This is a genomic window from Streptosporangium sp. NPDC020145 (assembly GCF_040631275.1).
Classification (GTDB): domain Bacteria; phylum Actinomycetota; class Actinomycetes; order Streptosporangiales; family Streptosporangiaceae; genus Streptosporangium.
Genome location: NZ_JBEXZT010000012.1, coordinates 183,833 through 206,342 on the forward strand (window position 1 = coordinate 183,833; position 22,510 = coordinate 206,342).

Below are 22,510 nucleotides of genomic sequence, written 5' to 3' on the forward strand. Positions count from 1 at the left end.
GCCCTCGTCCACACCCCCTTCACCTGGAACGCCTGAGTTCCAGAACGGACGGCCCGCTCCCAGTGCGGGCCGTCCGCCCATCCCATCCTTCCCCCTTTGCGAGTCGCGGAGAAGAACAGCCCATGGAGTCCATCACCCCCGGCCACCACCTGTACGTCGGCCCGGACGGGACGTGGCGCTCGTGCGACGAGAACGAGCGGTTCACCCGCCTGACCGGCCGGGCCGACCTGCTCGAACGCATGCGTGAGCAGTCCTACCTTGGTGGGAACGCCCCCGACCTCGAACCGCTGGCCACCGCTCTGCGCGAGCGGGGCGTGCTCACCGACGCTCCCTCCGGGAGCGAGGAGCCGCTTCGGGTGTGCGTGCGCGGGGACGGGCCGGTGGCCGCCGAGACCGTACGGCTGCTCGCCGGCACGGGGAACGCGCTCGCCGTGGACGACCCGGCCGCGGCGGACGCGCTGGTCGAGTGCGCGGGCTGGCTCCCTGACGGACGTTGGCTGCGCCTCGACGACGACGGCGCCGTCAGGCACCGCTGCCACGTCGAGGGCCGCAGGCTGGTCGTGGGCCCCATGACCGTGCCAGGCCGTACCGCCTCCTACCGGGACCTGCGGGGACGCAGACTCGCCGCGGCGGCGCTGCCCGACGAGCTGGCCGGGCTGTGGACCTACCTCGACGAGGGCGCCGCCGGTACGGTGCCGCTTCCGCCGGTGCCGTGGCCGAACCCCGGCGCGATCGCGGTCGCCGCAGGCCTGCTGGTCAACGACCTGCTGACCTGGTGGACCGGTGACCTGCCCGCCACCGCGGGGCTCCAGCTCGTGGTCGATCCGGCCTCCGGACGGGTCGACCGGCACCCGGTGCTGCCGCTGCCGGTCCGATGAACCGGTTCAACCTGCGGCTGCCCGGCTGGGACGGCACCCTGCTCGCCCTCGACGTCCGCCTGCCGGACCCTTCCTCGTGGCCCGTCCCCACCGTCGTCACCCGCACTCCGTACGGGCGAGGCCGTCACCTGGCGGAGGGGGCGGGGTGGGTCAGCCGCGGCTTCGGCTACGTGGTCCAGGATGTGCGGGGACGCCACGACTCCGACGGCGCCTGGGAGTGCTACCGCAACGAGCGCGGCGACGGCGCCGCCCTGGCCGACTGGATCACCGCCCAGGAGTGGAGCGACGGCCGGCTGGTCGGCTACGGCGGTTCCTACGGCGGGTACACCGCCTGGGCGCTGGCCGTCGAACGCCCCGAGACGGTGCCCGCGGTGGTGAGCATGGGTCCGTCCATGGCGCTGCACCGCACCAAGTTCGAGGACGGCGTGCTGCGGCTGGCCGAGCACGCGGCCTGGTGGCTCGAACGCGCGGACAGCCGTACCAGCAGGGACGGCCTCGCCGCCTTCCTCCTCAAGGAAGGAGACGCGCTGGCCCGTCTGCCGGTGACCGGCCTGCCCGAACGGCTCGGCGTGCGCCTGCCAGGCTGGGCCGGGGTCGTCCTGCGGGGTCCTGACCACCGCCCCGCCGAGGAGATCACCGAGGAGGAGCTGGCCGCGCTGCCCACGGCGGGGCTGCACGTCGGCGGCTGGTACGACCTGCTGGCCGACGAGACCGTCCTGCACTGGCGGACGGTCGGCTCCGCCCGCACCCCGCGCCCCCCGCAGCGGCTGATCATGGGACCGTGGGGGCACGACCTCGCCTTCACCGGACGGACCCGGCACATCGACCGGGAGCACGGCCCCCAGGCGCTGTTCGACCTGGGCGCGGCGCAGGTCGCGTGGATCCGCGCCTGCCTGGCGGGCGAGGACCCCGGCCCCGACATGGTCCTGCCCGTCGGCGGAGCCTCCTGGCGGCCCTGGCCGGCCATGACCCGCGAACGCGTGCTGCACGCCCACCCCGGTAAGGGTGTCGACGAGGTTCCCGGGGACGGCTCGCCCGATGGAAGTCTTGAGGAGGTCCCCGGGATCGGTCCGGCCGGTGCCTTCGTGTACGACCCGGCCGACCCGTGTCCGTCCCTGGCCCCCGGCACCGACCGCCGTGCCCTGGACGGGCGGCCCGACATCCTGCGCTTCAGCACTCCGCCGCTGACCGCGCCTCTGTCGTTCACCTCGGTCGCCGTCCACCTGGACGTCACCGCCTCGGCCCCCGACGCCGACTGGATCGTACGGCTCGCCGAGCACACCGTGGACGACCAGGTGTTCGAGCTGGCCAGGGGCAGGGCGGCGAGTTCGGGACGTCTGGCGCTCAGCCCGGTCTGGGCGTGCCTGCCCGCCGGATCCCGGCTCCGCCTGGAGATCACCGGCAGCGACTTCCCGCGCCTGGCCCGCTCCCTCGGCACCGGCGCCGACCGCCACACGACCACCGCGACGGCCCCCGTCCGCCAACGGGTCCGCGCCGCCCGCCTGGTCCTGGAGACCCCGAGAAGCCCGCAAGACCTGGAGAACGCGTGAACAACCCGGAAGACCTGCTGGTCGACTCCCGTACCGGCGTGCTGACCGCGCTGGAACCACAGCCCCGCCGCCCCGGCCTGCCCCGCTGGTGGACCGGATACGGCGCCGCCGTCGCCGACACCCGGCGGTTCGCCCCCTGGACCGCCGACCGGCACGGGTTCGGCGCGACCGTCGGCGACCCGTCGCACGCCCGCGCCGCGGCGCTCGGGGAGGCCGTCGAACGCTACTGCGGCAACGCCGTCCCCTCCGGGCTCACCGTCTCCTCCTGGCGTGACCTGACCGAGGCGGCCCTGGACCCGGAGACGATCCCGCTGTACTCGGCCGCCCAGTACCGCGAACCCGGTTTCCCCTTCGTCCCGTTCACCCGGGACCTGCCGGTCGCCTGGACTCCGGCGCGGGACATGCGTGACGGCTCCCGGATGCTGGTTCCCGCGTCCCTGGTCTGGCTCGACTACTTTCACGGTCCTCGTGCCGCCGAGCCGCCGACCCACGCCCTGCCGTACTCGGGTATCGCCACCGGGCGCGGCCGGGAGCACGCGGAGCGGGCGGCCCTTGAGGAGCTGTTCGAGCGGGACGCCACCACGATCTGGTGGTCGAGCGGGGCCGCCTGCGAGGCCGTGGCCGATCCGGAGACGGTCACCGCGGCCCTCGGCGACGGGAGACAGGAGCCACGGGTCCGGCTGCTGGCCGTACCGTCACCGTTCGGTGTGCCGGTGATGGCGGCCTTCCTTGAGGACCTCGACGGCGGGATCGTGGCCTTCGGCGGCGCCTGCCGGGCCACTCCCCGTGAGGCGGCGGCGAAGGCGCTGGTCGAGGCCTTCGGCCTGTACTCCCTGACGCTCCAGCTCGCCGACCCGCGGGGCGCGGTGTGGCAGGCCGTGGCCGCCGGAGTGCTTGAGGAGCACGTGTTCCGGCCCTACCGGGCCGACCGTTCCTACCGGGACGCCTTCCGCCCGGACTACCGCGACCTGACCGACCTGCCCGCCGTCGCGCAGCTCTACCTCGACCCGCGCATGCAGGGCGAACCTCTGGCCCGGCTGCGCGCGGCTCCCGGCCCCCACCTGGACGACCTGCCCCCGGCCGACGCGGCGAGCTATCTCGACCGGCTGGCAGGGGCCGGGTTCACCGCCTACAGCGTGGACCTGACCACCCCCGACGTGGCCGCGGCGGGGTTGTGCGTGGTGCGGGTCCTGGTGCCCGGCCTGGTGGGAAACGCCCCACCGGCCTTCCCTCTGCGCGGCGGCGGACGCCTGTACGAGGTGCCGGAAAGGCTCGGCCTCACCTCCCGCGTCCTGGACGAGGACGACCTGTTCCCCCACCCTCTCCCCCTGGCCTGACATGACTGCTCCCACCGCCCTGGAAACAGGGGCGTACTCCTCGCTGCTCGACTCCCGCACCGGGATCGTCCGCTCCCTGGTCCGCTCCGCCACTCCCGGCCATCTACCCGCCTCGTTCGAGCTGGTCACCGCGGTGCTCTCGGACACCACCAGGTTCGGCCCGTGGCCCTGCGACTCCGCGGGTGCCGGATACGCCTTCGCCGACCCGCAGGCCGCGCGCGGCGCGGCGTTCGGCGAAGCCGCGGAGCGCTACTGCGGCAACCTCGTCCCTCCCCGGCTGGTCCTGGCCTCCCACGCCGACCTGACCGCCCAGGGGGCCCGTGCCCTCGACCCCGAGGACCTGGCGCTGTACTCCCCCGCCCAGCACGCCGCCCCCGGTTTCCCCCTGGCGCCGTTCACCCGTGACCTGCCGGTCGAATGGACGGAGGCGGTCGACCTGCTCGACGGCCGGGGGACGCTCGTGCCGGCGGGGCTGGTGTGGGTGTCGTACTTCTCCGCCGACGTCACCCCGCCGACGCCCCGCGTCAACCCGGTCATCCAGGCCGGACTGGCCGCCGGGCCGACGCGTGGGTACGCCGTCCGGGGCGCCCTGTACGAGATCGCCGAGCGCGACGCCATGACGCTGGCCTGGCACGGGCGGGCCGGGCTGCGCGCCCTGACCCCGCCGCCCTGGCTGGCCGACTTCGCCACCGGGCCGCTGCGGCGGCTGCACGTGCGTTTCCTCGGCTTCCCCACCGCCACCGGTCTGCACGTGACCGGTGCGCTGGTCCGCGACCGGGAGACCGGCCATCTCACTCTCGGCATGGGCGTACGGCGCGAGGCCCAGGAGGCGATGGTCAAGGCCTACGGCGAGGCGTTGCAGTTGCAGTTGTTCACCGCCGGGCTCGACGACCCCGCGGGGCCGTACTGCCAGGTGGCCGCCGACCCGCGCAGTCCCCTGAAGCCGTGGCGGGCCGACCGTGCCTACGGCTCGTCCTACCGGTCCGACCTGGCCGACGTCGTGGACTACGGCTGCCACCTCCAGCTGTACCTCGACCCGGCCGTCCAGGAGGAGTTCGAGGAGGAGCTCGCCGAGGCGCTGGCCGAGCACGTGCCCGCCCGGGCGGTGCCACCACCCGGGGACACCCGCGAGCTGGCCGTACGGCTGGGCCGTCAGGCGCTGTGCGCCGAGGTGACCACCCCGGACGTGCGGGAGGCGGGCCTGCGCGTGGTGCGGGTCGTGGTGCCCGGCACCTACTCCAACACCGCGGCCGGGCTGCCGTTCCTCGGCGGCACCCGGCTGGCGGAGACCCTGGGCGGCCGTCCCCGCCGTCGCCTGCCTCTGCCCCACTAGAGAGAGTCTCCCTTGGCCTCCTCCCGTCTCATCTCCGTGCGACGCCACCCGCTGGCGGTGGCGCTGCTGCTGGTCGCGGTCCCGCTCGCGATGGTGGCCGCCGTCAGCCTCGGCGCCGTCGACCTGCCCGCCGCGGATGTGTGGCACACGGTCGTCGCCCACCTGACGACCGGGCGGCGTCCCGCGGGCGTCAGCGGCATCGACGACGAGATCATCTGGAACTCCCGGGCCCCGAGGACCGTCCTGGCCCTCGTCGCCGGGGCCGGGCTCGCCGTCGCCGGAGCCGTGCTGCAGGCGGTGGTGCGCAACCCGCTGGCCGACCCCTACGTCCTGGGGGTCGCCTCGGGGGCGTCGCTGGCCGCGGTCGCGGTCATCACCCTGGGCGGCGTCGCCGGGCTCGGCGTGCCGGGGGCGGCCTTCGTGGGGGCGTGCGCCACGCTCGCCCTGGTGCTGCTGCTCGGCAGCAGGCGCGGCACCCTGGCGCCGACCCGGCTGATCCTGGCCGGGGTCGCCCTGTCCTACCTGCTGCAGGGGGCCACCGGCTACCTCCAGTTGCGCGCCCAGCCCGGTCAGCTCTCCGGCATCCTGTTCTGGCTGCTCGGCTCGGTCTCCGGCGCGGGCTGGGACGACCTGACCGCGCCATGCGCGGTGGTCGTGGCCTGTACGGCGTGGCTGACGGCGCAGGGCAAACGGCTCAACGCGATGCTGCTCGGCGACGAGACGGCCGCCATGCTCGGCGTCGCCGTGCACCGGTTCCGATTGACGCTGCTGGCCGTCGCCGCGCTGTTGACGGCGGCCGTCATCTCGGTCGCCGGGGGCATCGCGTTCGTCGGGCTGATCGTGCCGCACACCGTACGGCTGCTCGCGGGCCCCGACCATCGCCGCGCCCTGCCGCTGGTCGCGCTGGGCGGCGGCCTGTTCCTGGTCCTCGCCGACCTGGCCGCCCGCATCCTGTCACCGCCGCTCGAACTTCCGCTCGGCATCCTGACCGCCGCGATCGGTGCGCCGTTCTTCCTGTGGCTGCTGCGCAGGGAAGGGCCGGTGTCCTGATGCGAGTGGAGGTCACCGGCCTGAACCTGCCGCTCGGCGGGGTCGAGGGGGTCGCGCTGCGGGTCGAGCCCGGCGAGTTCGTCGGACTCATCGGCCCGAACGGCAGCGGCAAGTCCACGCTGCTGCGCGCGCTGTACCGGGCGCTGCGTCCGGACGACGGCACGGTGCTGGTCGGCGGAGACGACGTGTGGCGAGCCCTGACGGCCCGTGAGTCCGCCGGGCGGATCTCCGTCGTGGCCCAGCACGGCGGGGACGGCTTCGACTTCACCGTCGCCGAACTCGTGGCCACCGGCCGTACCCCGCACCGGACCTCGCCCTCGGCCGACCGGGAGATCGTCACCGCCGCCCTCGAACGGGTCGGGATGACCGGTATGGCCGAGCGCCTGTACTCGACGCTGTCCGGAGGGGAACGGCAGCGGGCGCTGCTGGCCCGCGCCGTGGCCCAGCGGGGCGCCCTGCTCGTGCTGGACGAGCCGACCAACCATCTCGACGTCAACGCGCAGTTCGAGCTGCTCGGCCTGGTCCGTTCCCTGGGCGTGACGACGCTGGCGGCGCTGCACGAACTGAACCTCGCCGCCGCCTACTGCGACCGGCTCTACGTACTTGAGGCGGGCCGGGTCGTCGCCCACGGCTCCCCCGGCGAGGTGCTGACCCCGGCCCTGCTCGCCGAGGTGTTCGGGGTCCGCTCCCACCTGGGCGTCAACCCGCTCACCGGCCGGCCGAACCTCACCTTCGCCCCGTTGAAGGACACCCTCAAGGAAACTGGAGACCCCCGATGAGAACGCCACGAACGGCCCTGTGCGCCCTGGCCCTCCTCGCCCTGTCGGCGGGCTGCGGCGCCGGCCCCGCCACATCCGCCGCCCCCTCGGCTCCGCGCGGTGAGGGCGTCTTCCCCGCCCAGGTCGTCAACTGCGGGCGGAGTGTCCAGGTGGACAGCCGGCCGAAGCGGATCGTGTCGTTCTTCCCGTCCAACACCGAGTTGCTGCTCGCCCTGGGGGTCAAGGACCGGCTCGCGGGCCAGGTGTGGGCCGGCCAGTCGGCGCCGAAGGCGGCCTACGCCGCCGACTACGCCGGGGTCAAGGTCCTGTCCGGGGGTGAGGTGTCGAAGGAGACGCTGCTGGCCGCCCGTCCCGACTTCATCCTGGCCGACGGGGAGTACAACTTCGACGGCAGGAAGCTGCCAACCATCGCCGAACTGGCCGCGCTGGGCGTGCCCGTCTACGTCGACGCCGCGTTCTGCCCGGGGACCACCGGCTCGGCGACCCTCGCCGACATCGGGCGCGACCTCGACGCCCTCGGCGGGCTGCTCGGCGTGCCCGGACAGGCCGCAGGCGCCAAACGCGACGTCACCAGGGCCCTTGACGGCCTGCGTCGCCGCCTCGACGGACACGCCCCGGTGCGCACCGCCATGGTGCAGGTCTTCGACAGGCAGCTGTACGGCCTGGCGGGCGGCCTGTACTCCGACATCCTGCGCGTCGCGGGCGGCGCCAACGTGCTCGACGGGCTGATCCCCCCGGGCAAGAACTTCGACGTCGTCTCCGTGGAGGCCGTCGCCAAGGCCGACCCGGAGACGATCGTCTACCACTACACCGACGAGGCCGACCGCGCCTCGGCCGAGAAGTGGCTGCGTGAGCACCTGGGGCAGACCAGGGCGGTCAGGAACAGCCGCCTGGTCGCCACGCCCGCCGCCGACTACTCGGGGCTGCGTGCCGTTGACGGCGCCCAGGCGATCGCCCGCGCCCTGCACCCGGACGTGTTCTGATGCGCCGTTACCTCGCCGCCCGGATCATCTCGTGGGCCGGGTCGTCGATCACCCTTGTCGCGTTGCCGATGCTGCTCTACCAGCGCACCGGTGACGCCGCCCTGACCGGCCTGCTCACCGCCATGGAGGCGGTCCCCTATCTGCTGCTCGGCCTGCCCGCGGGGGCGCTCGCCGACCGGTGGGACCGCCGCCGTGTGCTGACCCTCACCAGTCTGCTCAGCGCGCTGCTGGTGGCGAGCGTCCCGCCGGCCGCCGCGCTGGGGCTGCTCACCACGCCGCACCTGTTCGTCGTGGCCGCGGCGACCGCCTCGTCCTTCGTGTTCTTCGACGCCGCCGCGTTCGGCGCGCTGCCCGCGCTGGTCGGGCGGGAGGGGGTGGCCAGGGCGACCGGCGTCCTGATGACCTGGAGCACCCTGGTCTCGCTCGTCGGCCCCGCCCTGGCGGGGGTGTTGGTCGCCGCGACCGGCGCGGCCCCGGCGATGGGGCTGGACGCGCTGAGCTACGTGGCGGCGGCGCTGCTGCTGGCCCGGCTGCCGCCGGCCAAGCCGGGGCCCAGGCCTCGCCGTGATCTGCGCGCCGAGGTCCTCGACGGCGTCCGCTACATCCGCGCCCACCCGGTGGTCGGGCCGCTGACCTTCCTCGGCGTCGGCAACAGCCTCGCCGAGGGGGCCGTGATGGGGCTGCTGGTCGTCGTGGCGGTCCAACGGCTCGGCCTCGGGCCCGCCGATCCGGCGATCGGCCTGCTGTTCGCCGCGACGGCGGCCGGCGCCATGGCCGCGGGCCTGGCCGTACCCCGGCTGCGGCTGCGTTTCGGCACCCCCGCGATCTCCCTCACCTCGTTGACGGCCGTGGGGATACTGCTGGTGGTGTGGGCCCTGACCGAGCACCTGGTCGTGGGGCTGGTGGTACTGGCCGTCTGGCAGGCGGCCAACAGCCTGGTCAGCCTGAACGGCATCATCGAACGGCAGGAGCGGACCCCCGACCACCTCCAGGGCAGGGTCAACACCACCGCCAGAATGATCGCCTGGGGCGGGCAGCCCGCGGGAGCCGCCCTCGCCGGGCTCCTGGCCGAGCTGACCTCTCCCCGTACGGCCCTGCTGACGACGGCGGTGGCCGTACTGCTGTCGCTTCTCCTGCCTCCGGCACGTGCCCTGGCCCGGCAGGCTCCCTTGGCGTCGCGGGACTGAACGAGGATTCCGGCCATGATGGAAATCCTCCGGCTGGAAGCATCCCCGACTAGTCCCATAAAGTGCAGATTTCGGGCCATATCAGGAAAATTCAGCATCGAGTCGAGCAGCCCATATTCCTCTTTACGGAAATATTGATCTTGTTATATTTTGATATTAAGACCGGTATTCCTCGGGGGCGGGTCATCCAGTGACGGATACAGACGAGGACATATGGCCAAACAGCTCGTACGGTGGGAGATCGACGGCGGAACGGTGGTCGTCGAAACGGACGAGGAGTACGTCACGGACTGGGTCCCGGTCTCCTCGACCGGTGACCGGGTCATCTACGACGCGAGACAACGCTTCGAAGAGGCCCTCAAACACGTCAGGGGCGCGGCGGAGACCGCCCTGAGGACCTTCCGTGAGAGCGCGATCGGCCCGGACGAGGTCGAGGTCGAGTTCGGCGTGAAGCTGGGCACGGAGGCGGGGGCCGTCATCGCCAAGGCGTCCGTCGAGGGGAACCTCACCGTCAGGGTCAAGTGGTCGGGGACGCACAACCACGAGCACCGCGGATGAGCCGTGCTCACCACGTGGCGGGCCCGGATCACCGGGAAACGTGACCGGTCACTGGTCACGGGCGCGGGCGTCCTGGTGGACGCCGGGCACCTGCTGACCTGCGCGCACCTCGTGTGGGGCTGCTCGGACCTCACCGTCAGCTTCGTGCAGACGGGCCGGGGAGACCTCCAGAACATCCCCGTGGGCGTCTCGTACACGGGTTCCTGGCGGCGTCCCGGAGACCCCGGCGACATCGCCGTTCTCGAACTGCCCGAAAAGGTCGATCTCTCTCCGGCCAGGTTCTCTCTCCGGCCCGGCACCGCCGCCGAGTTGAACGCTCACGGTTTTCCGAGGGACGCGGGTCCTTTCGGATCGGTTCTCCGGCTACGGGTGACCTCCTCACACGGAATCGGTGAATGGCTGCACATCGAGGCCGCCACGGGTCACGCGGAGTTTCCCCGGGAGGGGTTCAGCGGTTCCGGCGTATACGAGGAAAACAGCGGCGAGGTCCTCGGCGTGATCTCGGACGCCTCACACGCCGAGAGCCGTCGCACCGGCCGCATGATTCCCGTCGAGACGATCCGCCGCCACTGGGAGGACATCGACGACCTCCTCGACCTCCCCTGGCTGTCCAGGGACGCGCGGGTCCGGCTGCGGGCGGTCGTCCACGGCGCCGGGACCGGCGCCGACCTCACGGAACTGGTCATGGGGACCTTTCCCGGCATTCCCCGGCCGAGGGACCTCCGCTCCCCGTGGGACGCCATCAGGTTCGTCGCCGAGGAGCTCCGCGCGGAACCTCACGGAGACGACCGGCTCACCAGGATCGTCACCGCCCTGTCCACGCGGCTGACCGGCCCCGGTGTCCGGGCCGGGCTGCAGGAGTGGCTCAGGACCGCCCCGAGTTCTCCCCCGCCGGGGGAGGAGGCCACCGGTCCCGCCTTCTTCCTCTCCTCCTGCGCCGAGGACGCCGCCTACGCGGAGCGGCTCGGCGAGTACCTGCGTCTCCAGGGGGTGCCCGTGTGGCACGACGCCCATGTGAGGTGGGGCGACGACTCCGTCGAGGAGACCAGGCGGCGCATCTCCCAGGCCCTGGGCGTCATCGTGCTCGTCTCACCCGACGCCGAGAGATCCAGCCGGGTGATCGGAGAGGTCCTGGAGGGCCAGCGGCGCAACCGCAGGTTCTTCCCCGTCCTCCTGCGCGGGGAACCCCTCTACATCCTCGGCGCCACCCGGCACTGTGACGCCCGCGACGGCGCGATGCCCGGCGAGGACTACCTGCGCGTCCTGCGGGAGGTCCGTGACGCGGCCACCGGGACGGTTCCCCCGCCACCCGCAGAACCGCCTCGGAGAACACCGTCCTGGGAGGCACCGCCTCGAAGGACACCGCCCAGGGCGCCGATCCCGGTTCCACACGTCACCGGCAGGGCCTCGGTAAGGAAACTCACCTCCCTCCTGGACGGCGGCGGCCTCGAACACGCCGACATCTGGACGACGACCCTTCTCCTCGACGCCGCCGGACGTCTCGGGGACGGCTGGATGCGCCGGCTCGACGGAGAGCTCCTGCCGTACGGCCTGCTGGAGGAGGTGGACGCGGTCTGGGCCCGCTCCATGGGCGGGACGCAGGGGTTCGGGGCGCAGCTGGCCCGCTACGGCGGCCCTCCCCCGGGTACGCCCGCCGGGCACGCCGGTGACTTCTTCGCACTGGCCGACGCCCTCGGCTGGCGCAGGGGCCGTCAGGCGACACCGAGATACGGGGAGTTCGTGCCGCCGGAGCCGCTCCCCGCGGGTTTCTTCCCCACGCTGCGCAACCCGCAGCTCGAACACCACCGAGGCTGGCACGACCAGTGGAGGCAGACGGCGATGGCGGTCCATCTACGACTGAGGAAGATGAGAGGGCGGCGATGATGTCCGGGCTCGTCGTCAAGCTCTCCAAGGGAGAGATCGGCATCGTCCGCCGCAGGGTCGGCCGGATACACCCGGAGGACGAGGGCCGCGAGATCCGCGTCCAGGAGACCTCCCCGGGCGTCCAGGCGGCGGTCCTGCAGTCGGACCGCATCCACGTGCTGCCGGGTGTCCTGTACGAGGTCACGGTGGTCAGGCGGACCGAGGTGCCGCTCGGGACGATCGGCGTCGTCGTGGCCAGGGACGGCGCCCCGCCCTCCCCCGTCAGGAACCTCGCCCCGCACGTCGAGTGCCGTGACTTCCAGGACGGCGTGGCGTTCCTGCGCAACGGCGGAACGCGGGGCAGGCAGCCCGGAGTCCTGCGGGGCGGCGCCTCCTACGCCATCAACACGGAGCTGTTCGAAGTGATCACCGTGAACACCCCCGTGGAGGGCCGGCACGGCCTCACCGACGACGACCTCAGGGAGATCACCATTCCGGAGGGCACCACCGGGGTCGTGGTGGTCCGTGAGGGCGAACCCGCGGGAGAGGAGGAGGGGGCGCTCGGCCGCCGGGTGCCGGGGCACGCGAGCTTCCAGCTCCCCACGGTCTTCCTGGACGGCGGGGGACAGCGGGGGGTGCAGGAGGAGACCCTCGGCGGCGGCGACTACCGGATCAACCCCTGGTTCGCCAGGGTCGTGCAGATCCCCACCCGGGTCCTCGTCCTCGACTGGAAGAGGCCGGAGCAGAAACGGCCGACCAACCTGGACTCCTCACTGGACCAGATCCGGATCAACGTCGAGGGCTACTGGGTGCGCTTCGACATGAGCCAGACCATCCAGATCCCGGCCAGGGCCGCCCCCGTGCTGGTCAGCCGGGTCGGCGAGCAGAAGACCGCCCAGGACGACCCCCCGGTGCGGCGGTTCATCGACAAGGTCCTGGCCCAGACGGTCGAGAGCTACTTCCAGCGCGCGGCGGCGGGCCGCCTGACCCTCGACTTCCTCGACAGTCCCGAGCCGATCCGGCTCGAACTCGCCGGGCAGGTGCGCGAGGCGCTCGGCGACTGGCAGGTCACCGCGATCAGCACCACCATCGGCGAGTTCGAGCCCGAGGACACGACCATCCACGAGCTGCGCAAGGCCAACGTCGAGGCGCGCACCCGGAAGCAGCGGCTCCAGCACGAGAACGAGAACGCCGACATCGAGGAGGAGATCAAGCGGAAGCGGATCAGGACCGAGCGGGAACGCCGCAGGCTGGAGGCCGTCATCCTTGAGGAGCAGGTCCGGCTCCTCGGCGCCGACCACGTCGCCATGGAGCGGTTCATGTCCCACCTCAAGGAGATAGGCGTGCCGACCTACGTCGGCGGCAACGCGGAGGGAATCCTGCAGTACATGCCGCTCCAGGTCGCGCAGGAGGTGATCAGCACCGCGCTGAACGGCCCACGGCGGCCGGAGATCGCCCGGGGACCGTCGGGAGGCCGCGTCGAGGCCGAGTTGAAGCGGGCCCTGACCGACCAGCGCTCGGCGTTGCTGGCCGACATGGGCGGTGAGCCGCCCCTCGAACAGCGCGTCGTCCTCTGTCTCGGACGGGAGGACGACCACGCCGACGTCCGGGACGCCCTCGACCGGTTCGTCCGGTCCTGCGGATGGACCGTCGCCGGGGAGTCCGAGCCCGTCACCGACCCGTGGTTCCAGACGGTCACGATCAGGGCGGCGGACGCGGGCAGGGCCGCCACCTCCGAGGAGCTGGAGGCCGAGCTGCGCCGCGCCACGGACCGGGAGACCCCCGGCTCGGACCTCGCGGCGGAGCTGGTCGAGGTCCTGGAGGGCACGACGCCGGCCGTACTGCTCGTCGGGCCGGTCCTGCTCGCCGCGGCCGGCGGGGAGCACGCCGTGCTCCGCCTGGGGCACCGGCAGCTCAGCCACCTCATCCGCAGGCCCGGCCGGCTGCTCACCGAGCCGCTTGCCGTCGTCGCGGAGCTCCGCGCGAGCGGCGGGGGCGCCGGATGACCGCCTACGGCATCGACCTCGGGACCACCTACTCCTGCATCGCCCGGGTGGACGAGACCGGCAGGCCCACGGTGCTGCGCAGTCTGGAGGGCACCGACACCGTCCCGTCCGTGGTGTTCTTCGAGTCGGCGGACAACGTGGTGGTCGGCGCGGCCGCCAGGGACGGCTCCGTCCTGGAACCCGGCCTGGCGGTCAGCCTGATCAAGCGGGAGATGGCGCACGGCACCCCGCACAGGAGACACGGCAGGACCTACACCCCCGAGGAGATCTCGGCGTTCATCCTCAGGAAACTGGCCGAGGACGCCCAGGTCGCGACCGGGGAGGCCGTGCGCGACGTGGTGATCACCGTCCCGGCCGACTTCGGCGCGGCCGAGCGCGACGCCACCCGCAAGGCGGGCGAGATCGCCGGGCTCACCGTCGTGGACATCATCTCCGAGCCCGTGGCCGCCGCCATCACCTACGGTCTGCTCAACCCGGAACTCGACCGCACGATCCTCGTCTACGACCTGGGCGGCGGCACCTTCGACACCACGGTCATCACGCTCAGGGGCGGGAGCATCAAGGTGGTCTGCACCGACGGCCACCGCGAGCTGGGCGGCACCGACTGGGACGAACGGCTGATGGAGCACCTCGTCGAGGAGTTCACCCTGGAGCACCCCGACGTCGGCAGTCCGCTGGACGACCCGCAGGCCGAACAACAGCTCCGGGTCGACGCCGAGGCCCTGAAGAGGACCCTCTCGTCGAGGAACCGGCACGTCGTGCGGGTCGCCCACGAGGGCAGGGTCGCCAGGGTCGAGTTCACCAGGGAGACCCTTGAGGAGCTGACCAGGGACCTTCTCGACCGCACCGTGGAGATCACCAGGCGGACGATGGAGACGGCGGCGGCCAAGGGGGTGCGCGACTACGACCAGTTCATCCTGGTGGGCGGCTCCACGAAGATGCCCGCCGTCGCCGAGGCGCTGCGGCGGGCGTTCGGGGTCCCGGTCCTGATCCAGGACCCCGACCTCGCGGTCGCCAAGGGGGCCGCGCTGTACGCCTTCGAGGAGACCTACCGGCGCCTGCTGCGCTCGGGCGACCACGCCGGGGCCGAGGCGGTCGCCGCCCAGGCCGGGCTGACGGCGGAGCGGCGGGAGCTGATCGAGAACACGACGATCAGGACGGTCGCCTCCCGAGGCTTCGGCATCGTCCTGACCGGCGGAAACAGCGAGACACCGCACGTGCTCCACCTCGTGCACGCCAACGACCCCCTGCCCACGTCCGTGACGGAGGAGTTCTACACCGTCGTCCCCGACCAGGCCGTGGTCACCGTCGAGATCGTGGAGCAGGCGGGAGCCGCCGAGTCGCCGCGCCTCGACGACAACGTCAGGATCGCCACCGGGCAGCTGCCGATCCCGCCGGGCAAGCCGAGGGGCTGGCCGATCGAGGTCGCCTTCGACCTGGACTCCTCGGGCCTGCTGCACGTGACCGCCAGGGAACGGGAGACCGGCGAACGGCTCGACCTGCGGGTCCAGATAGGAGGCATGTCCGAGGAGAAGGTCGCGGAGTCCCGCACATGGCTGTCCCAGGTGCGGGTCGGCTAGGCGGCCCCGATGGCCTTCGACCACGACCGGTACGTCGAGGAGGTCCTCGAACCCGCCCGCCGCCCCGGTGGCGCGCTCCCCGACGATCCGCGTGCGCGCTACCGGGTGGACGAGACGATGAGCGCCGCCGAGGTCACCGAGACCGTCAGGCGGGTACGGCAGAGCTGGCGGCTGGCCAGGGGGCAGCTGAAGTTCAAACGGCTCGTCAACCGGCTTGAGGCCGACGACCAGGGGAGGTACCGGGAGATCTTCTCCGCGGCCGAACGGGGGGATCTCGGCCCGCTGCGCACGGCCCTGGCGGAGACGGCGGAGCACGCGGCCAGGCGGCGCGCGGACGCCGAGGAGCGTCTGCGGGCCGCCGCGGGCCGCCTGCGCCTGGTCCTTCCCGACGTCGTGGAACGCATCGCGCGGGACACCGGACTCGGGGCGGAGGAGACCCTCGCGCTGTGCGGCGAGCTCAGGATCGAGGCGCGCGAGCCCGACCGGCTGCCGCAGGCCCCGCCGTACGCGGGCTACGGCGAGGTCCGCGCGGCCCTCGACACGCTGGGCGAACGGCATCTGGCGCGTTTCGTGTTCGGTGACGCCTGCCGGGATACGCGGGTGCTCGGCGGCTTCTCCCTGCCGGACGGGACACCGCTCGGCGGTGACGCCCTCGAAGGGGTGCGGGCGAGGTGGGCGGCCGAGCCGAGGGGGACGCTGACGACCCAGGCCGAGACCGTGCTGACCGCGCTGGGCGCCGTGCCCGACCCGGCTGAGCTGGTGCGTCACGACCTCGTGACCCGGGTGCGGGAGCGGGCCCGCGAACACGCCGACGACGGCACCCTCGTGCGGTACGCCGTCGGCCGTCTCGGCCTGACCCTCGACGAGGCGCGCGGGCTGGTCTTCGCGGTCCGGCACGAGAGCCGCTACGGCGGCGCGCCGGGTGACACGGCGGCCCGGCTCAAGGAGCTGATCGACGGAGGGGACGTCGTCGGCGCCGTCGATCTCGCGCGGACCCTCGACGTGGCCGCGATCGCCGGAGAGGTCGGCGACCTGGTGGCCGAGGCCCAGACCAGGCTGGACACGGCCGTGCGCCTGAGGGACGAGGCCGTACGGGACGGCACGGACCCCGACCGGGCCTGGCTGATGCTGCGGGACGCGCTGGCGAGCGTGCCCGGCCTGCCGGAGGCCGGGGAGCTCCAGGCGAGGCTGGCCCCGCACCCGGCCGGGCCGGTCACGGCCGAGGCGTGCGCGGAGGGCGTCCTGGTCTCGTGGGAGCCCTCGGCGTCCAGGGTCGGGGAGATCGGCTACGAGGTGCGCAGGAACGGCGTCCCGCTGGCCGTCGTCGCCGGATGTTCCCTCCTCGACGAGGCCCCCGCCGTCGACACCGCCCTGCGCTACGAGGTGGTCGCCCGCCGGGGCGAGGCCGCCGCCGCGCCCTCGGGCGCCGAACCACTCCTCCTGCGCCCGGAGGCGGTCCGCGCGTTCGCCCTCGAACCCGACCCCGAGGAGCCGGGGGCGTTCCTCGTGCGCTGCCAGGCGCCCACGACCGGCGTCCTGGAGATCGTCGCCCTGCCGGGTGAGCCGCCCTGGCCGCCGGGAACGACGGTCCCGGTGGCCGGCCTGCGCGCGGCGAGTCGTACCGTGCCCTCCTCCCCGCACCGGGACGGCCTGACGGTCCGGCCCGCCGGGGTCGGCGCCGTCCTGCTCGCGGTGACCGTCTTGGGCGGTCTGGCCACGATCGGCGGCCACCGTGAGCACGTGAGCCTGCCGCCCGTCGCCGGTCTCACCGCCGAACGCCGGGGCGAGGTCGTGTACGTGGGGTTCGCCTGGCCGCCCGAGGTGAGCGAGGCGCTGGTGCGCTGGAACGGCCGGGAGCGGATCGTCTCCTCCGCGCTCTACCGCGGCCGGGGCGGCGTCCGGCTGACCGTCCCCGAGGACGAGGAGCTGACCGTCGAGGTGGCCCCGGCCCTGTTCCTTGAGGGGGGACACGTCTTCGGGCCGGTGTCCTCCGTACGGCTGCCCGCCAGGCCGCCGGTGCGCTACGACGTGATGTGGCAGGGACCGCCCTGGCGGCGCCGCCTGGTGCTCACGTTCACCTGCGAACGCCCCGTACGGCTGGCACGCCTGTCTCTCGTGCTGCGGCGGGGCCGCGTCCAGCCCGTTTCCGCCGCCGACGGCGTCGTCCTGGCCGAGTGGAGCGACCTGGAGGTCCCGGTCACTCTGGAGGCGCCGGTGCCCGGCCGGGCGGGGCCGTACTGGCTGCGCTGTTTCGCCGAGGGCGAGGCCGAACTCGTCGATCCGCCGGTGCGGCGGCTGAGGGTGGGGTGAGCCGTGGTCACCTGTCCGCACTGCTTCGCGAGGCTGCGTCCCGGCCGGATCGAGTTCCGGTGCGTCGGAGCCTCGGGGCGCAGGGGAGGTTGCGACCCCGAGCCCGACGAGGTCCTGGCCCGCCATCTCGGCTCGGCCTCGGGGGTCTCGCTGCCTCCCGCGTTCGCGGTGCCCCGTCCCGGGAGCCGGGCCGAATGTCCCCGTTGTCACCGGCCGACCGGCCGCCGGGTCTGCCCCCGGTGCCACGGCCCGCTGCCCGCGGAGTACTGCCGGCGGCCGGGAAGGATCGTCGCCCTGGTGGGGGCGAAGGGCTCGGGGAAGAGCACCTACCTCACCGTCCTGCTGCACGAACTGGCCAACCAGGTCGGCGAGGAGCTGAACACCACCCTCATGGGCTGCGACGAACGGACCATCGAACGCTACCGGCGTGACTTCGCCCGCCCGCTCTACGAGGAGAACCGGCTGCTCGGCGCGACCCGCTCGGCGGAGACCGACCCCGGTGGGCCCCTGGTCTATCTGCTGTCCAGGACCGTCTGGTCGTTCGACCGCGCGGTGCGGCTGTTCGGGCGGGAGTTCCGGATCAGGTGGGACAGGACGCGCTCGCTGGCGCTGGTCCTGTTCGACGCGGCGGGTGAGGACCTGCGCAGCCGCGACCGCAGTGAGCTGTACCTGTCCTACCTCGGCGCGGCGGACGGCGTCGTCGTCCTCCTCGACCCGCTCGGGCTTCCCGGCGCGGGCCCCCCGGTGAACGGCGACCCCGGCGACGACCCCCTCGACGTGCTCGCCAGGGTCACCGAACTGCTGCGCGAACGGCACCGTTCGGGGTGGCTCTCGGGATGGTTCCCGCGGCGGCTGCGGATCCCGGTGGCGGTGGCGCTCAGCAAGATCGACGCGCTGCGGCCCGAGTTCGGCCGCCAGTCGGCCCTGCACCGCGCCCGGCCCCGCACCGGCCGTCTCGACCTCGACGACCGGGAGGCGGTGCACGAGCAGGTGCGGGCGCTGCTCGACCGGTGGCAGGCGGGCGCGATCGACCGGTATCTGGGCCAGCACTACACCGGCCACGCGCTGTTCGGGCTTTCCGCCCTCGGCGGGGAGCCCGACCTGGGGGCCGGCAGGGTCGGGCCGGGAGGCGTGCGCCCCTACCGGGTCGAGGATCCGCTGCTGTGGCTGCTGTACCGGTTCGGCATGCTGCGCGCGGGGCGGTGAGGCGGTGGCCTGGCAGCTGCACTACACCTCGGTGGCGGCGGGCCCGACGGGCCGGGCGGGGTTCCAGTTCGTCGCGGAGACACCGGGGCTGCCCGAGGGCCTGCGGTCGCGTGTCGCCCCTCTGCTGACCTACCGGCCGCCGCCCGGCGCCCCGCTCGCCCCGACCGAGCGGGAGGCGTCGCGTTTCCCCGTCGCGCTGACCTACGACCTCCTCGGCTCCCACCGGGTGCTGACCCGCTGCGTCCATCTCGGCCGGGACTACTCGGGGCGCTACGGCAACTTCCTCGGGCACGCCCTGGTGGTCTCCCCCGGCGAGCTGACCGGCCTGAGACCGGTGGAGCTGTGGCGGGCCCCCTTCTGGAAGGACTCCCCGGAGACGGCTCTGCCCGAGCTGACCGAGATCGTCCCCGGCGGCACGGCCGACCCCGAATCCCTCGGGGAGTGGCTCGCGGGCCAGGGCGACGGCGGTTACGCCCGGCTCGGTTTCCTGCTGGAGACGACGGTGCGGGCCCTGACCCGGGGGCACGGGAGGCTGGTCCTGGTGGCCGGGGACGTCGAGGAGATCGTCCGGTGGATCACCGTGATCTCCTACTCGCTGCCGCAGGCCGTCGCCCTCGGCCTGTCGTTCGCCACCTACAGCGCCGATCCGGCGGCGGCCTCGCAGATCATCGTGGGGACCACGCCGGACGTCTGGCTCCCCTCCGACCTGGACGCCGAGGTGGTCGATCTCACCCGGCCCGCGGCCGGCTCCGGGACCGGCCGCCTGGCCCGTACGGTCGTGGACCGCTGGCGGCGGATGGACATGGCCGCGCTGGACGGCATGGCCGAGCTGGGCCGTACCGACCCCGAGGCCGCCGCGGCCCTCGTGGCCTTCTGCGACGGCGACGTCACCGTCACCCGCGCCGAGCAGCTGGACGCGGCACGTCTGCTGGAGGCCGGTCTCCCCGCCTGGGTGTGGCGGGCGTTGGAGGGCGCCGCCGGCCGGATGGAGTACGAGCTCGCCGCCGCCGCGAGCGCGACCGGCCCGCCGGACACGGCCGACCGCTGCGCAGCCCGGTGCGTGGCGCTGGCCCTGCGGGACCCCGAGCTGCCGTTGCCCGCCGTACGGCTGCGCGCGGCGACCCGCCGGGCGCTCGAACCCCGGGTGCGGGACGCGCTGGGCGGGGCGGAGAGCCTGACCGGTCTCGCCGCCGTGGCGCTGCTCGCCGCCGAGGCGGGGCTGGCCGTACCGGGGCGCGACCTGGAACGCCGGGCCGCCGCGCTCGTCCGTGCCGGGGCGGGTGATCTCCGGCGTGCCGCGGGGCGGATGCCGTACGGCTGGCGCGGCAGGCTTGTCGAGGGTGCGCTCGCCGGGCTGGAGACGGCGCCCGAGGAGGTGCGGGCCCGGCTGCTGACCGACGAGGTCTGCGACCTGCTCGCGCCCGCCGACCTGACACGCGCCCCGCGTACCGGAGCGGCCGTCCTCAACCGCCTGGTGCGGCGCGGCGCGCTCGGCCGGATCGACGCGACGGAACGGCTGGTACGGCTGGCGCCGGAACCCGGACGTGACACGGTGCTGCGCGAGATCTGGGCCGGGCCGCCGACGCCTGCCGAGTGCGGGGCGCTCGCGGAACGGCTGGGCGCCTCGGCCGGGGTCTCCCCGGTCCTGGCGGAGCTGCCGGGGCGCGCGTTCCTCAGCGGCGGGCCGCGGGAGGAGACGGCCAGGCTGGCGAGACTGGTGACGTCGACCGCTCCCGCCGGGAGCGCCGAGCTGGTGGTCGTCGTCGCGGAGATCTCCGGCGCGGTCCGGCCCGGTGACCTGACCGGACCGCTCGAAAGGCTCCTCGACGCCAGGGAGACCGCCGGTCCCGAGCTGCGCGGGGCCGTGGCGAAGGCGGTGCTGGGAGTCCTGGACGCCAGAGGGCCCGAGTTCCGGGCGAAGGTCGTCATGACCGCCTCCCGCCGGGCCGCCGCGTGGCTGGTCGACCTGTGGCTGAGACGCGTCAGGTCGCGGGAGGAGCAGGCGAGGCTCCTGGAGGTCACGGTCAGGCTGCGGCTGGGCGGGGCCGGATCAGAACGGCTCGACGCGTGGGCGCGCGGGTCGCCCCTGGGCTCCGTGCGGGCCAGGTTCGCCCACGACCCCGACCTCCTGCGGGGCTACGAGGAGCTGGTGCGCCCGCGAACCGCCCTGTGGGAACGCCTGCGTCCCCGGCTGGTGTGGAAGCGGGAGTGAGCCGTGTCGATCTGGGTCGTGATCGCGGTCGTCGTGTTCCCCTTCCTCGCCGGTGCCGGGCCTGCGCTGGCGGTCACGGTCCTCACCGCCGCCGGGTACCACATCCACCGGTCCTGCCGGGTGCTGCTCTCCCGTACGGCCGCCACGGTTCCCCGCCCCGGCGGCCAGGGTGGGGATCCCGCCTACCGGATCTACGCGCTGCGGCAGATATGGCGTGACTGGGCGGCGCTGGACAGGGCGAGCCGCCCGGTCGTCGTCGCCAGGGCCGGGGCCGTCCGGGACTGGGTCGGGCAGCGGTGGCGGGAACGGCCGCAGGTGTACTTCCTGTTCCCGCTGTGGCTCGGCGTCGAGACGGGCGTCGTGCTGGGCATGGTCGTGCTCGCCTTCGCCCTGGCCGTGTCGTTCGCGGCGTACGCGCTGGTCGCGGGCGTGGCCCTGCTGGTGTGGCTGCCCTGCGTCCTGGTGCTGCGCGGCCTGGACCTGGCCTTCACCGCCGTCCACCGGGTCCTGCAGGTCTGCCAGAACGCCGACTGCTACGAACGGCTGACGCTTCCCGAGTACGCCTGCCCCTCCTGCGGGGAACGGCACCGGCGGCTGCGCCCCAACGGGGACGGCGCGTTCCGGCACGTGTGCGTGTGCGGCGCCCGGCTCCCCACGACGATCCTCCTCGGCAGATACCGGCTGGCGGGGTACTGCCCCGGGTGCGGCAGGCCGCTGTCGCCGAGGACGGGACGGGCCAGGGCCGAGCCGCTGCCGTTCGTCGGCGGCCCCGACGCGGGTAAGACGACGTTCATGACGCTGGCGATCGCCGCGCTGCACGCCGCGGTCGAGGCGAACGGCGGGCGGGCGAGCTTCGTGACCCGTCAGGACGGCCTCGCCTTCACCCGCCACCGGGACGAGATGCGGCAGGGCAGGGTGTCCAAGACGCCCACTCCCCTGCCGACGGCCATGACGCTGGACGTCTCGCTTCCCACCGGGTCCCGCAGGGGGAACCGGATCATGTACCTGTTCGACCCCTCCGGCGAGCACTACACGGGGGCGGCCGCGGTCGAGGCGATGGGCTACCTGACGCACGGGGAGCGGATGGTCCTGGTCGTCGACCCGTTCGCACTGCCACTCGTACGGGGCGGCCTGACCACGGCCGAACGCGACATGCTCACCGCGGCCGGGGTCTCCTTCTCCTCGGAGGACCCGGCCGACACCTTCCAGCGGGTACGCAACGAGCTCGCCTCCCGTCCCGGCGGGGGCGGGCAGCGGCGGGTCGCGGTCGTCGTCAGCAAGGCCGACCTGCTGGTGCGGACGGGCGTCGGCCGGGGGGCCGGCCCGGGAGACGGTGAGGTGTCCGGCTGGCTCCGCACGATGGGCATGGGGAACATGGTCAGGGAGCTGTCCTCCACGGCGGGCGAGACCCGCTACCTGGCGTCGGGCCTTCCCTCCGACGCCGTGGCCGTCGCCCGGCTGGTCGACCTGCCGCTGGCCATACCGGACGAGCTGCCCGAGGGGCGCCCGGTGACCGCCGATCCCCGCAGGCCGTGGCGGGTGTCACCGCGCCGGGACGGCCTCGTGCCGGTCGGCTACGTGGCCGCCCGGCGGGCCGTCCTCGCCGTCTCGATCCTCCTGCCCTGCGCCCTGGCCGCCATCGCGATCTCGGCCCTCATGTCCGGGTAACGTCGGGGAG

The 22,510-nt window shown here is 73.7% G+C and carries 16 protein-coding genes; all 16 read left to right on the forward strand.

Annotation, left to right across the window (positions count from 1 at the left end; translation table 11 throughout):
* Positions 1 to 122: 122 nt before the first annotated feature.
* The 16 genes from ABZ463_RS22905 (at position 123) to ABZ463_RS22980 (ending at position 22,500) form a co-directional block, all read left to right on the forward strand.
* Entirely contained in the window at positions 123 to 878 is a 756-nt protein-coding gene (locus ABZ463_RS22905; RefSeq protein WP_352008902.1) for a hypothetical protein, read from the forward strand.
* Positions 875 to 2,428 carry a CocE/NonD family hydrolase gene (locus ABZ463_RS22910; protein WP_362778691.1) on the forward strand — a complete coding sequence of 518 codons (1,554 nt, stop codon included), beginning with the start codon at positions 875 to 877 and terminating at the stop codon, positions 2,426 to 2,428. Before ABZ463_RS22905 ends, ABZ463_RS22910 begins: the two co-directional genes overlap by 4 nt.
* Positions 2,425 to 3,765 carry a YcaO-like family protein gene (locus ABZ463_RS22915; protein WP_362778694.1) on the forward strand — a complete coding sequence of 447 codons (1,341 nt, stop codon included), beginning with the start codon at positions 2,425 to 2,427 and terminating at the stop codon, positions 3,763 to 3,765. Before ABZ463_RS22910 ends, ABZ463_RS22915 begins: the two co-directional genes overlap by 4 nt.
* 1 nt (position 3,766) lies before the next feature.
* On the forward strand, positions 3,767 to 5,098 hold the full coding sequence (locus tag ABZ463_RS22920) for a YcaO-like family protein (protein ID WP_362778697.1): 1,332 nt from the start codon (positions 3,767 to 3,769) through the stop codon (positions 5,096 to 5,098).
* Positions 5,099 to 5,110: 12 nt separating this feature from the next.
* The gene (locus ABZ463_RS22925) at positions 5,111 to 6,148 is read left to right on the forward strand and encodes an iron ABC transporter permease (protein WP_362778699.1); all 1,038 of its coding nucleotides are present in this window, start codon (positions 5,111 to 5,113) and stop codon (positions 6,146 to 6,148) included.
* On the forward strand, positions 6,148 to 6,927 hold the full coding sequence (locus ABZ463_RS22930; RefSeq protein ID WP_352008897.1) for an ABC transporter ATP-binding protein: 780 nt from the start codon (positions 6,148 to 6,150) through the stop codon (positions 6,925 to 6,927). The genes ABZ463_RS22925 and ABZ463_RS22930 overlap by 1 nt, the downstream gene beginning before the upstream one ends.
* Positions 6,924 to 7,910, forward strand: a complete 987-nt coding sequence (locus ABZ463_RS22935; RefSeq protein ID WP_362778701.1) for an ABC transporter substrate-binding protein — start codon at positions 6,924 to 6,926, stop codon at positions 7,908 to 7,910. The genes ABZ463_RS22930 and ABZ463_RS22935 overlap by 4 nt, the downstream gene beginning before the upstream one ends.
* The gene (locus ABZ463_RS22940) at positions 7,910 to 9,097 is read left to right on the forward strand and encodes an MFS transporter (RefSeq protein ID WP_362778703.1); all 1,188 of its coding nucleotides are present in this window, start codon (positions 7,910 to 7,912) and stop codon (positions 9,095 to 9,097) included. The genes ABZ463_RS22935 and ABZ463_RS22940 overlap by 1 nt, the downstream gene beginning before the upstream one ends.
* A gap of 213 nt (positions 9,098 to 9,310) precedes the next feature.
* On the forward strand, positions 9,311 to 9,655 hold the full coding sequence (locus ABZ463_RS22945) for a CU044_2847 family protein (RefSeq protein ID WP_352008894.1): 345 nt from the start codon (positions 9,311 to 9,313) through the stop codon (positions 9,653 to 9,655).
* 3 nt (positions 9,656 to 9,658) lie between these two features.
* On the forward strand, positions 9,659 to 11,539 hold the full coding sequence (locus ABZ463_RS22950; RefSeq protein ID WP_362778706.1) for a TIR domain-containing protein: 1,881 nt from the start codon (positions 9,659 to 9,661) through the stop codon (positions 11,537 to 11,539).
* Positions 11,539 to 13,524, forward strand: a complete 1,986-nt coding sequence (locus tag ABZ463_RS22955; RefSeq protein WP_362778709.1) for an SPFH domain-containing protein — start codon at positions 11,539 to 11,541, stop codon at positions 13,522 to 13,524. The genes ABZ463_RS22950 and ABZ463_RS22955 overlap by 1 nt, the downstream gene beginning before the upstream one ends.
* Positions 13,521 to 15,104, forward strand: coding sequence for an Hsp70 family protein (locus ABZ463_RS22960; protein ID WP_352008891.1), 1,584 nt, complete (start codon positions 13,521 to 13,523; stop codon positions 15,102 to 15,104). Before ABZ463_RS22955 ends, ABZ463_RS22960 begins: the two co-directional genes overlap by 4 nt.
* A 9-nt stretch (positions 15,105 to 15,113) precedes the next feature.
* Positions 15,114 to 17,414, forward strand: coding sequence for a hypothetical protein (locus ABZ463_RS22965; RefSeq protein ID WP_362778711.1), 2,301 nt, complete (start codon positions 15,114 to 15,116; stop codon positions 17,412 to 17,414).
* Positions 17,415 to 17,417: 3 nt separating this feature from the next.
* A complete protein-coding gene (locus ABZ463_RS22970) occupies positions 17,418 to 18,620 on the forward strand; it encodes a hypothetical protein (protein WP_362778713.1) in 1,203 nt (400 codons plus the stop codon).
* 4 nt (positions 18,621 to 18,624) lie between these two features.
* Complete coding sequence (locus tag ABZ463_RS22975) at positions 18,625 to 20,832, forward strand: hypothetical protein (protein WP_362778715.1); 2,208 nt, start codon at positions 18,625 to 18,627, stop codon at positions 20,830 to 20,832.
* Positions 20,833 to 20,835: 3 nt separating this feature from the next.
* Positions 20,836 to 22,500 (forward strand): hypothetical protein, encoded by a 1,665-nt coding sequence (locus ABZ463_RS22980; protein WP_362778718.1) that lies wholly within the window; start codon positions 20,836 to 20,838, stop codon positions 22,498 to 22,500.
* Positions 22,501 to 22,510 lie beyond the last annotated feature (10 nt).